At 63.4% G+C, this 12396-nt stretch carries 10 protein-coding genes; 1 reads left to right on the top strand and 9 read right to left on the bottom strand.

What is annotated here, in order from left to right:
- Positions 1–67: 67 nt before the first annotated feature.
- From QYM46_RS07970 to QYM46_RS07955, 4 genes are all read right to left on the bottom strand, one after another.
- The gene (locus QYM46_RS07970) at positions 68–1990 is read right to left on the bottom strand and encodes an ABC transporter ATP-binding protein (protein WP_169252054.1); all 1923 of its coding nucleotides are present in this window, start codon (positions 1988–1990) and stop codon (positions 68–70) included.
- Positions 1990–3021, bottom strand: a complete 1032-nt coding sequence (locus QYM46_RS07965) for an ABC transporter permease (RefSeq protein ID WP_432791505.1) — start codon at positions 3019–3021, stop codon at positions 1990–1992. Before QYM46_RS07965 ends, QYM46_RS07970 begins: the two co-directional genes overlap by 1 nt.
- Positions 3018–4562 carry an ABC transporter permease gene (locus QYM46_RS07960; RefSeq protein ID WP_432791504.1) on the bottom strand — a complete coding sequence of 515 codons (1545 nt, stop codon included), beginning with the start codon at positions 4560–4562 and terminating at the stop codon, positions 3018–3020. The genes QYM46_RS07965 and QYM46_RS07960 overlap by 4 nt, the downstream gene beginning before the upstream one ends.
- 104 nt (positions 4563–4666) lie before the next feature.
- Positions 4667–6472, bottom strand: coding sequence for an ABC transporter family substrate-binding protein (locus QYM46_RS07955; RefSeq protein ID WP_169252052.1), 1806 nt, complete (start codon positions 6470–6472; stop codon positions 4667–4669).
- 259 nt (positions 6473–6731) lie between these two features.
- Here QYM46_RS07955 and QYM46_RS07950 point away from each other — a divergent pair, with 259 nt between their 5' ends.
- Positions 6732–7316: a hypothetical protein gene (locus tag QYM46_RS07950; protein WP_432791503.1), complete on the top strand. Its 585-nt coding sequence runs from the start codon at positions 6732–6734 to the stop codon at positions 7314–7316.
- Between the two features lie 2 nt (positions 7317–7318).
- Here QYM46_RS07950 and QYM46_RS07945 read toward each other — a convergent pair whose 3' ends face one another.
- From QYM46_RS07945 to QYM46_RS07925, 5 genes are all read right to left on the bottom strand, one after another.
- Positions 7319–7972, bottom strand: coding sequence for an MBL fold metallo-hydrolase (locus QYM46_RS07945; protein ID WP_432791502.1), 654 nt, complete (start codon positions 7970–7972; stop codon positions 7319–7321).
- Between the two features lie 48 nt (positions 7973–8020).
- Complete coding sequence (locus QYM46_RS07940; protein ID WP_432791501.1) at positions 8021–9091, bottom strand: NADH:flavin oxidoreductase/NADH oxidase; 1071 nt, start codon at positions 9089–9091, stop codon at positions 8021–8023.
- Positions 9092–9119: 28 nt separating this feature from the next.
- Positions 9120–10745 (bottom strand): SLC13 family permease, encoded by a 1626-nt coding sequence (locus QYM46_RS07935; RefSeq protein ID WP_432791500.1) that lies wholly within the window; start codon positions 10743–10745, stop codon positions 9120–9122.
- A gap of 128 nt (positions 10746–10873) precedes the next feature.
- Positions 10874–11653, bottom strand: coding sequence for an alpha/beta fold hydrolase (locus QYM46_RS07930; RefSeq protein WP_432791498.1), 780 nt, complete (start codon positions 11651–11653; stop codon positions 10874–10876).
- 95 nt (positions 11654–11748) lie between these two features.
- Positions 11749–12390 carry a thymidine kinase gene (locus QYM46_RS07925; RefSeq protein WP_025776993.1) on the bottom strand — a complete coding sequence of 214 codons (642 nt, stop codon included), beginning with the start codon at positions 12388–12390 and terminating at the stop codon, positions 11749–11751.
- Positions 12391–12396 lie beyond the last annotated feature (6 nt).

The following is a 12396-nucleotide window of genomic DNA, read 5'->3' as shown; positions in this document are numbered from 1 at the left end:
ACCCAAAAGACAATTGTACGGCCACCCGCACGCTCTCGCGTGCAGGTGGCCGTCAGCCGGGGCGAACTCAGGCGTTCATCGTGGCCTCGAGGACCGCGTCCCTGGCCTCGCGGCGCTTGCGCTGCTCCGTCGGATCCGGAACCGGAACCGCCGACAGCAGACGCTGTGTGTACGGGTGGACGGGGTTCGCCACGACCTGCGAGGACTTGCCGATCTCGACGAGGTAGCCGTGGCGCATCACCGCGATGCGCTCGGCGATGCGTTCGACCACGGCCAGGTCGTGGCTGATGAACAGACACGCGAAGCCGTATTCCTTCTGCAGACCTTCGAACAGGTCGAGGACCTTCGCCTGCACGGACACGTCGAGCGCCGACGTCGGCTCATCGGCGATGAGCAGCTTCGGTCGCAGAGTCAGAGCACGGGCGATGCCGATGCGCTGGCGCTGACCGCCGGAGAGCTCATGCGGATAGCGGTTGCGCATCGAGGTCGGCAGTTCGACTGCGGTCAGCAGCCCCTCGACCCGCTTGCTCAGCTCCGGGCCCTTCAACCCCTCATGGAGATAGAGCGGCTCACCGATCGACTCCCCGACCGGCAGTCGCGGATTGAGCGAGGAGCCGGGATCCTGGAATACGATTCCGACTTCCTTGCGCAGAGGCCTCATCTGCTTATTGCTCAGGCCTTTGATGCTCGTGCCGTTGACGACCATATCGCCTTCGACCGTGGGCAGCAGCCCCAGAGCCGCGCGCCCGATCGTGGTCTTGCCCGAACCGGACTCTCCCACCAGGCCCACGACTTCGCCCGGGGCGATCATGAGGTTGATGTGGTGAGCGGCACGGAAGGCCTTCTTCCGACCGATCGCGGGATACTCGATCGCGGCGTCACGCAGCTGCAGTGCCGAAGGCTTCGAGAAGTCCGCCTGCGAACCGGGATGGTAATACGTGTCCGTGGAGTCCATCTCGATGTCGGGGCGATCCGGTTCGGTCGCCTGGGCACGCGCCTCGGCCACGGCCATATCGGCAGCCCCGGCCTCGGAGAGACCATCTCCGCCCGCGCCGGCCTCCGGCCGCCCCACCGGGTCATCCGCGTGCGAGACCTGGTCGGAGCTGATATCGGACAGAGAGGCTCTGACATCGCCGACGCTGCCGCCGAATACTTCGCCTTCGGTACCCGCGCCGAGGTGGGGCACAGCCTCGAGGAGCTGCTTCGTATACGGATGCTGCGGATGATAGAAGATCTCCTCCGCGGTGCCCGACTCGACCACCTTGCCGGCGCGCATGACGATGATGCGGTCGGCCATATCAGCGACCACGCCCATATCGTGCGTGATGAGGATGATCCCGGCATCGAGCTTCGACTTCAGCTCACGCATGAGCTTGAGGATCTCGGCCTGCACCGTGACGTCGAGCGCCGTGGTCGGCTCATCGGCGATGAGCAGCTTCGGCTGACAGGCCAGAGCCTGCGCGATCATGATGCGCTGACGCTGACCGCCGGAGAGCTGGTGCGGGAACGAATGGAACCGGTCTTCGGGATCCGGGATCTCGACGAGCCGCATGAGCTCGAGGGCTCGTTCCTTGGCTTCCTTGGGTCCGATCTCGAGGTGGACGCGCAGCGTCTCCACGATCTGGTACCCGGCGGTGTAGACCGGGTTGAGCGCCGTCATCGGCTCCTGGAAGATCACGGAGATGTCGTTGCCGCGCACGGCCTGCATCCTCTCCGGCGGCATCCCGATGAGCTCACGTCCGTTGAGCTTCGCCGAGCCGGTCGCGCGGCCGTTGCTCGGCAGGAGGCCGAGCAGGGACATGCTCGACTGCGACTTGCCCGAACCGGACTCGCCGACGATCGCGAGCACTTCACCGGCGTTGACGGTGTAGTCGAGGTGCTCGGCGGCCATCCACCATTCGTCGCTGACCCAGAACTGGACTCCGAGGTCATTGACCTCGAGGATCGGGGAGCCCTTCTTCGGTTGGGTATCTGCTGTCTTCCCGGCCATCACTTCGCCTCCTTCTGTGCCATGCGCTCGGCCTTCTTCATCTTTCTCCAGCTCGGGATCGTCTTCATCCGCGGGTCGAACGCGTCGCGCAGACCGTCGCCGATGAAGTTCACGCACAGAGCGATGACGATGATGAACAGGCCGGGCCACCAGAACAGCCACGGGCGTGTGGCGAAGGAGGTCTGGTATTCGCTGATGAGCTGACCGAGCGAGATGCCGGGCGGTTTGATGCCGAAGCCGAGGTAGCTCAGGGAGGCTTCGAGGACGATCGCCTGGCTCATGATCAGTGTCGTGTTGACGATGATGACGCCCATGGCATTGGGCAGCATGTGCTTGAACATGATTCGGAAGTCGCTGGCCCCGGCCACACGGGCCGAGTCGACGAATTCGCGTTCGCGCAGGGACATGAAGTCACCGCGGACGAGTCGCGCGAGGCCGACCCAGAGGATGCAGCCCAGCGCCACACCGAGCAGAGGGCCGTTCGCTCCGCCGACGAGCACACCGAGGATCGAGCCGACCACGATGACCGGCAGGATGACGAAGCCGTCGGTGATGCGCATGAGCACCGAATCGACCCAACCGCGGTAGTAACCGGCGACCGCGCCGACAACTGTGCCGATGATCAGGCACACGATGCCGATGATGAACATGACGACCAGGGAGATCTGCGTTCCCTTCATCACCCTGGCGAAGTTGTCACGACCGATCTCATCCTGTCCGAACGGATGGTCGCCGAGCGAGAAGAAGTTCGCCAATGACCACGTGGGGGCACCCCCGGGGTTGACCACGGGCCCGGAGGCCGTATGGCTGAACTTCCACCAGCCCGGCACAGCACCGAAGCCCTGTGCGCTGAAGGCGAAGATCGCCACCAGCACGAGGACGACGATCGAGATCATCGCGCCTTTGTGGCGAAGGAACTTGCGCAGGACGATCCTGCCCTGGGAGAGACCTTCGGTCTCCTTCGACTCGATCGCATTGTCCCCGACTTCGTCGAGGGCGAGAGCGTTCTGTTTGTCGTTGTTGGTACTCATGCGTTCACTCGGATTCTCGGGTCGAGGACGGCGTAGAGGAAGTCCGCGACCAGGTTGGCGATGATGGCGAGCAGACCGGTGATGAGGATGTAGGCCATGACCGGATCAAGCTCCGCGTTGTGCAGCGAGTCGATGAAGAGCTTGCCCATGCCGTTCCAGCCGAAGATCGTCTCCGTGATGACGGCACCGCCGATCATCGTGATGATGTCGACAGGGATGACCGAGGCCAGCGGCAGCAGCGCATTGCGCAGAGCGTGGCGCATGATCACCGTACGTTCGTTGAGGCCTTTGGCGCGTGCCGTGCGGATGTAGTCCTGTCCCATGACCTCGAGCATCGAACCGCGGGTGTAGCGGGTGTAGGAGGCGAAGGAGATGAGGACCAGCGCGATCGACGGGAGCAGCAGGTGAGTGAACGAGTCGAGGTTCGTGATCCAGAAGTCTCCGTCGATGTTCGGCGCCGACGCGCCGATCGTCGCGATCGGACGATTGTTGATGGCCGGGTCGTCGGAATACTCCTGCCAGCCCTGAAACACTTTGTCGGCGAAGATGAGCACGGCCACGATGATGGCGGTGAAGCTCGTTGTGCGTGCGGTGTCCCAGGGATCCGGACCGCGGAACGCCAGACCGATGCCGATCGCGACGGCGATCGCCACGATGAAGAGCCCGAACATCCACAGCCAGTTCATGTCGACGTAGTAGAAGAGGTTCATCAGCGGCCAGTACAGGAGCGCTCCGACGACGACTGTGGTCAGCGAAGCGTAGAGCACCCGGCGGTTCTTCAGCCCCGTCGACAGATACGTCATGACGATGGCTGCGCCGGCGCCGATGACGATCACACCGAGGAGGCCGATCGACGGGTGCTGCATCCAGCCGCTGGCGAGGATGTAGTAGATGGTGGCGAAGGTGATGAGGGCTGCGGCGAGGAAGGTGATGATGCGACGCTTCGCGCTGCCGCCGAGCGCACCCATCCAGATCAGTCCCATGGCCACACAGCCGATGATGATCGGCCACCAGGATTCCAGGGTCGGATCGTTGATGAAGTTGTTGATGTCGATCGCCCCGTACTGCTTGAGCAGCACCGCCACCCAGAAGACGGGCAGCGAGTAGAGGAGGAACGAGACGAAGGTGATGAAGTAGTCGAAGCCCGAGTACTGGCGGATCGCCGAGATCATGCCCACGGCGATGCCGAGGATGATGGCCACGATCGTCGAGGCGGTGATGAGCTTGATCGTGTTGATGATCGCACCCTGGAGCTGGTCGGTGACCTCCTGGCCCGACTTCCAGGCGATGCCGAAGTCACATTGGCCGATGGCGCAGCCGCCGACGCCGGCCAGCCACTTGAAGTAGCGGACGATCGCGGGGGTGTCGAGGTCGAGGAGCCTGCGACGCGACTCGTAGAGGGCCTCGATGTTCGGTGAGGTGCTCGCACGCAGGTCCCAGAAGAAGTCGAGGGCGACGTTGAGGAGCAGGTAGAGGACGAAGGTGACGACGAGGAGCACGAGTGCCGTCGACAGCAATCGTCGGAGGATGAATCTGATCATAATGGGGGTTCCGTTTCAATCTTCCGAAAACGCCGCTGTGGGGATCACACAGTGATCCCCACAGAAGGCTTGGGTGGAGAAGAACCGATCGCGTCAGTCGCGGATCAGTTGACTTCCCACTCCCAGTAGTTCCAGAACATCGTCGGCGACACAGCGGTCGACTTCACGTTCTTGACGCTGTCACGGTAGATCGTCAGTTCGGGGAACTGGAAGATCGGCGCGCCGAAGGCGTCCTCGGTCAGCTGCTTCTCCATGTCGATGAGCAGATCCTGCTGCTCATCCTCCTTGGACACGAGCAGCTTGTCGAGGATCTTGTCCATCTCCTTGTTCGAGTAGCCGCCGTAGTTGTTCTGAGCACCGGTGCGGAAGTTCGCATCGTTCTCGGTCACGCCGGTGCCCTCCGACTGCCAGCCGAACAGCGAGACATCGTAGGTGCCGTCGCCGAGGCGGGTGCCCCAGTTGACGTCGCCGACGTCCTTGATCTTGAAGCCGGCCTTCTCGGCGGATTCCTTGATCAGCTGGAACTCCTGCTGACGACGCGAGTTCGTGTTGTCGTACATGACCCGCACGGTCGGGGAGTCCACTCCGGCCTCCTCGAGAAGCTTCTTCGCAGCCTCGACGTCACCATCGGCAGCGTCGGCAACGCCGTTGACCTCGGTGATCGCGTCATACATCGGCGAGCCGGGCACCTGCGAGTACGAATCACGGGTGACGGCCTTGTCGTTGAGGGGCTTGATGATCTTGTCGACGATGTCCTCACGCGGCATGGCCTTGAGGAAAGCCTGACGGACCTTCTTCGCCTTCTCCTCGTCGCCGCCGTTGGCAGCGGGATCGAAGGGACCCTTGTTGTCGAAGGTGAAGTCGACGTGCTCGTAGGTCGCACCATCGGCGGCATCGACCGTGACACCGTCGATCTTCTCGGCGGCGGAGAGGACGTCGGCGGTCGCCTGCGGCTGAGTCATGTCGACCTCGCCGTTCTCGATGGCCTGGATCATGGCCATCGGATCGCCGTTGTAGCGGACCGTGACGGTCTTGACCTTCGGCTTCACCGGTCCCGTGTACTTGTCATCGAGTTCGAGGGTGACGTACTGCCCCTCTTCGAACTTCGTCATCTTGTACGGACCGTTGTGGACCAGCAGATCCTCGTCCTCCGGCATCGAGGTGAAGTCGAATCCGGTGTTCCAGGTGTTCGAGATCTTCGAGAGCTGCTCGGTGTCCTTGTCCTTGATGGCCTTGAGGATCGCGTCCTTGCCTTCCTGGGCATCGTCGATGCCCAGGGCCTTCTTCGCCACGATGTGGGCGGGCACGCCGACGCCGTCGGCACCGGTGCCGAATTCGGTCTGCCAGTCAGCATAGGGCTTCGAGTATTCGAGCGTGATCTCTTTGCCGTCGTCGGAGATCTCCGGGAACTTCTTCACCAGAGCCGAACCCGCGGTGGAGGAGTCGAAGTAGACGGTCTTCGCGTCGTTCTTCTTCACCGATCCGTCGTCATTGTTGTTGGCTTCGACGGTGTTGAAGTTCGCCGAGGTGCCTGCCCAGGTCAGCGCCAGGTCCGCGGCGTCGACCGGGGTGCCGTCGGACCACTTGGCATCATCGTTGAAGGTGTACTTGACCTTGAGCGGATCTTCGGAGACCTGCTCGACCTTCCCGAGGGCTCCGTCCTGGACTTCGAGGTCGCCGTCGTAGTACCCGAAGTTGTCATTCATCATGTAGGTGAGAATGGCATTCGAGGTCGCATTGCCGTTGGCGGTCAGTGTGTTCATCGACCGGAAGGATTCGTTCCAACCGATGTTGACGGCGGTGTCCTTCGATGCTTCGTCGTCATCGCCTCCGCCAGGGGGTGTGCAGGCGGTGAGCACCATTGCAGCGGCAGCCACAGAGGCACCAGCCGCGAGGAAGCGCTTGTTCACGTTCTCTCCTTGTTGTTCTAGGGCGAGTCACCCTCGTACTTGCACCCCAAGTCCGGAGTGCATTCCGGTCACAGGCAACGGGTCGGCAGGAGCCGAGGCGCATGTGACCGCGTTCATGTTCTTCACATGGAATGCATCAAAGTTAATCCACCGGTGACTGTGACGGAGTCCACATAATGAGCAAATTCGTGAATCGTTACCGTTTCGAGACCAAGGCAACAGACAACTTTTGTTCAGTCTCAATGGATAGGATGATCAGGTGGCTGACAGTGAGATAGATCGCAATGACACCGACCCGACCGTCGTGCGGACGACGAGTTCGACGGCCCTGTTCTTCATCGTCGGCGGCCTCTGCGCCGTCGGCGTCCTCTCCATCCTCTTCGGTGATTTCACGCTGCGCGGTCTCGCCGCCGCGGGCATCCCGCTGGCCGTCGGCTCCTTGGTCTTCGTCTTCTACCGGTATCCCCGTGTCGAGCTGCACCGACAGCAGCTCGTCTTGGTCAATCCCCTGCAGACCGTGACGATCCCGTGGAACCTCGTCGACGGCTTCGAAACCCACTTCGGGCTGAGCGTGCGCACCCATGAGAAGAAGTTCGCCTCATGGCCGCTGGCCGGCAGGGGCAAGAAGTGGGAGAAGGACGAGAACGGTATGCGCCGGCTCGTCGAGGATCCGAGTCCGGCCGTCGATTCCGTGCTCGAACGCTATTCGTCGCTCAGCGACGCAGAGCTGGCCAACCCCGGCGGTCAGCGTGTCATCGAGACGCGATGGAACATCGGCATCATCGCCGTCGGTCTGTCAGCCATCGCCTGGGCGCTCATCGGCTTCGCGGCGCTGCCGAGCTGAGGTCACCAGCCGCGTTCGCGCCACTCCCCCAGCTTCGGGCGCTCGTCGCCCAGGGTCGTCGAGTCCCCATGCCCGGGCAGCACACGAGTCTCGTCCGGAAGCTCATCGAAGACCCGATCCTCGAGGTCGTCCATGAGCGAGGTGAAGTCCTCGGCCGACCAGGTCTTACCGGGCCCGCCCGGGAACAGCGAGTCGCCGGAGAACAGGATCGTCTGGCCCCCGTCGCGCAGCAGCAGAGCGATCGAGCCGGGAGTGTGCCCCCGCAGTGCGATGGCTTGGAGGACGAAACCGCCGAAGTCCCCGACATCGAGGTGATCGACGGAATGCGCGATCTCCACTCCTTCCGCCTCCGTGATGGCGGCCGCATCCGCGGAGCCGGCGATGGTCATCGCTTCCGGATATTCCGCCGAGGTGGCCGGCAGTGCCCGAATATGATCCCAATGCCGGTGGGTGGTGATGATCGCCCGCAGCGTGGGCTCGGCCTCGGTGTCCTGTGCGCTCAAGCCGATGAGCTCGGTGATCGCCTCGGCGTCGTCGGCGGCATCGATGAGCACTTGAGAGCCGGTTTCCTTGGCGGTGAGCAGATAGACGTTGTTGGCCATCTCGGAGACCGCGATAGAGCGGATGACAACGTGTTCGGTCTCGATCGTATTCATTTCCACACTCCTCAATCTGGGCTGATGCTTCCGAGGTTCAGGGACAGGTCACCAGGCTCCGCGGGTGTACTGCGGAGGGTAGGGTCCGGGTTCGACTCCGAGGACGTGGGCGGCACGCTGCGGCCACGAGGGTTCGCGCAGAGCGGCTCGGGCCATGAAGATCGCATCGGCCTGTCCCGTGCCGAGGATGGTCTCGGCCTGCTTCGGATCGGTGATGAGTCCGACGGCACCGGTCGGCACCCCTTCGGCACGAATCGCTGCGGCCAGGGACACCTGGTAGCCGGGACCGATGGGGATCTGCACCGGGTAGTTGCCGCCCGAGGAGACGTCGATGAGGTCGGCCCCGACCTCCGACAGTGCACGACTGACCTCGGCGGCTTCGGCGACGTCGAAGCCGCCCTCGGTCCATTCGCTGGCCGAGAGGCGCACGAACACCGGCACATCGTCACCGACTTCGGCTCGCACGGCCGCATAGACCTGGTGAAGCAGACGGGACCGGCCGGCAAGGTCGCCGCCGTATTCGTCGCTGCGCTGGTTCGACAGCGGCGACAGGAAGGAATGGAGCAGGTAGCCGTGGGCGGCGTGGAGTTCGACGAGGTCGAATCCGGCGTCGATCGAACGGCGGGCCGCAGCTGCGAAGGCGGCGACCACCTCGGCGATGTCGTCCTTCGTCATCTCCGCGGGCTCGGCCAGCTGCGGATAGGCGATGGGGCTGGGACCGAATGTGGGCCATCCGCCCTCCGACTCGGGGACGCTGCCCTTCGGTTCTCCTGAGAAAGGTCGATAGGTGCTGGCTTTGCGGCCGGCATGGGCGAGCTGGATGCCGATGACAGAACCCTGCGAATGGACGAAGTCGACGACGGCCGACCATGATTCGGCTTGGTCGTCGTTCCAGATCCCGGCGTCCTGCGGTGAGATTCGGCCTTCGGGGACGACGGCGGAGGCTTCGGTGAGGATGAGCCCGAATCCGCCCTGCGCCCGAGCGCCGAGGTGGACGAGATGCCAGGGGCCGGGCATTCCGTCCTCGGCTTCGCAGGAGTACTGGCACATCGGGGCCAGCCAGATGCGATTGGGAATCTCGGTGCCGCGCAGTGTCAGCGGTTCGAACAGCTCAGTCATGCCATCAGTCTGCCAGTTCCGCGCGAGCTCAGACAGTGATCCCGAATACCGGAACGGCGAGCAGATACACGGTCGCGGTGATGAGGACGATGCCGATGACATTGAGCCACAGGCCGCCCTTGACCATCTGCGCCACGGTGACGTACCCAGAGCCGAATGCCACCGCATTGGGCGGTGTCGCGACCGGCAGCATGAACGCGCACGTTGCGGCCAGTGCGACGGGAATCGTCAGCAACAGCGGGTCGAGGTCGAGTCCCATCGCCACTCCCCCGACGACGGGAACGAACGTCGCTGCCGTCGCAGTGTTCGACGTCAGCTCGGTGAGGAACAGGATGATGACTGCGAAGATGGCGACGACGAGGATCGTCGGCAGAACGCCGAGACCGCTCGTGGTCTCACCGATCCATTCGGTCAGCCCCGAGTCAGAGAACTGAGCGGAGAGCGCGAGTCCGCCCCCGAAGAGCAGAAGGACTCCCCAGGGCAGCTTCTCCGCGGTGTCCCAGTCGAGGAGCCGCACGCCGCGGTTCGCCCCACCGGGGATGAGGAAGAGCAGTAGGCCAACGGCCATGGCGATGCCTTCGTCTCTGATCGGCGGTTCCTCGAAGATCAGCGGCAGCGAGATCCAGCTGACGGCTGCGAGAACGAACATCGCGAGCACGAGCTTCTCACCTGTGGACATAGGGCCCAGTTTGGCCAGTTCCTCACGGATCAGTTCACGTCCGCCGGGAATCCTGTCGATCTCCGGTTTGAACAGCACCTTGACCAGCAGGAACCAGGCGATGGCCATCATCACCACCGACAGCGGCACACCGACGATCATCCACTGGCCGAAGCCGATGGAGATGTCGTGGTTGTCCTTGAGGTAGCCGATGAGGAAGAGGTTGGGAGGAGTGCCGATGATGGTGCCCAACGACCCGATCGATGCTGAATAGGCGATGCCGAGCATGAGGGCGGTGCCGAAGTTCGACTTCACGACCGCGCCGATGCCTGTGTCATCGCCGCCGTCGCTCGGGTTCTCGGCTGCGCCGTCGGTTGCTCGCCCGTCCTTGCTTGGTGCGCCTGCGTCGCCGCCCAGGGCTGTGCCGATGACCTTCGACACGATCATGAGCACCGACATTCCGATCGGCAGCATCATCACCGCAGTCGCCGTATTCGAGACCCACATCGAGATGAACCCGGTGGCGATCATGAATCCGGCGATCATCGGTCCCGGCCTGTCGCCCATGATGCTCAGCGTCACGAGTGCGATGCGGCGGTGCAGATTCCATCGCTGCATGGCAAGGGCGATGAGGAAGCCGCCGAGGAAGAGGAAGATGATCGGGTTGCCGTAGGAGGCGCCGACAGTCTCCATCTCCACGTCCGTGCCGAGCACGGGGAACGCCACGAGCGGGACGAGAGACGTCGCCGCGATCGGCAGCGCTTCTGTCATCCACCAGGCTGCCATGAGCACCGCGACTGCCGCAGTCAGTTTGGCTCCATGACCGACGTCGGCAGGCATGATCGCATAGATCAGGGTGGAGAAGATGAGGCCGAGCAGGAATCCGGTCCAACGGATTCGGAGGGTGGTGCGGCTGATGCCGGGTTCTTGTTCCCCGGGAGAGCGCAGACCGATCTCGGTGGATGTGAACTCAGCGGAATTCGGGCGCGGGGACATTCTCACTCCTCTTCGAGCAGGTGTGCCTGTGCTTTCGCACAGCCTACTCCAGATGTGATCCCGCTACCGGGAGATTCGACCTTGGCCCGTGTGTGCGGCCGCATCTGTACCCGGAGGCGCGGATGTGCCTAGAGCTGGCCGCAGAACTCCTGGATGTGGTCGACGACGATATCGGGGTGTTCGACCATCAGCAGATGAGCTGCGTCCGGGATCGTGACGAAGTGCGAACCTTCGATCTGGTCGGCCATCTCCGACATCGCCTCCGGCGTGCAGCCGGGATCCTGGGCACCGGCCATGACCAGCGTCGGGGTGGTGATCGATCCGAGCTTCCCGCTCAGATCGTAGGTTGTCAGCGCCGAGGCGGCCGCGATATAGGCCTCATCGTCGACGAGCGCGAGGTCGGACAGGATGAGGTGACCGGTGGCGATGTCCTCGCCGAGGAATCCGGCGGCGAACCACCGATCGGCGGTGTCATCGACGAGGCTCTTGGTTCCGTCGGAGCGGACCTCAGCGATGCGTTCGTCCCAGGATTCCGCGGTGCCGAACTTCTCCGCCGTCGCACAGGCGACGAGTCCGGTGAGTGTTTCGGGATGGTTGAGTGCCAGGGTCAGACCGACGGCTCCGGAGATCGAGACTCCGCAGTAGGTGAAGGACTCCACCCCGAGTTCGGCGAGGGACTCGACGACACCGGAGGCCAACGCTTCGATCGTCAGCGGGGCGGCCGCCTCGGCGAGGGAATCGTCGGCGGGAAGGGTATGTCCGGGAAGGTCGGTGAGGTAGATCTGGAAATCGTCGGCCAGACGCGCGGCCACGGGCGTCCACAAGGGCATTCTGGTGCCCAGAGCGTTGCCGAAGACGAGGACGGGAGAACCGGGATTGTCGTTGAAGGCACGGACGGCGATGCGCATGGAGGCTCCTTGAGAACTTCAGGTGCGAGAGGATTTCGACTGGTGACGACGGGGTCGACGAGCGGGATTCGACGGGGAAGCTGAGTCGGGATCGGTCAGGAGTCTGTCGTTGACAGCCTACCGCCGGAGTACTCGAGATAACAGCTCGGGCACAGCGACTCATAGGTCACGGAATTGCCGTCGATGGCGACCTGATCGCCGTCGAAGATGAACGCTCCGTCGACGAGGCGGCCGTTGAACATGGCCTTGCGACCGCAGCGGCAGATCGTCTTGAGCTCTTCGAGGGTGTGTGCGATCTCGAGCAGACGGGCCGAACCGGGGAACGCCTTCGTCTGGAAGTCAGTGCGGATTCCGTAGCACATCACCGGCACCGAGGAGGCGGTCGCGATGCGCATGAGCGAGTCCACTTGGACGGGGCTGAGGAACTGCGCTTCGTCGATGAGCAGGCACGCGACCGGGATCTTCGGGGCATCGATGGACTCGATGAGGGCATCGTGGTCGACATAGTCGGCATGTTCGGCATAGATCCGTTCGACGTCACCGTCGGCGGGAATGACGAAGTCGACCTCACGGGTGACGCCCAATCGGGACACGATCTGCGATGCGCCCTTGGTGTCGATCAGCGGCTTGGCCAGCAGGACGCGCTGGCCGCGTTCCTCGTAGTTGAAAGCCGCCTGCAGAAGAGCGGTCGACTTGCCGGAATTCATCGCCCCGTACCGGAAGTAGAGTTTGGCCACTGTCGT

Source organism: Brevibacterium sp. K11IcPPYGO002 (genome assembly GCF_050920635.1).
Classification (GTDB): domain Bacteria; phylum Actinomycetota; class Actinomycetes; order Actinomycetales; family Brevibacteriaceae; genus Brevibacterium.
The sequence above is the reverse complement of the archived record's forward strand: the minus strand, read 5'-3'. Positions and strand labels throughout refer to the sequence as shown.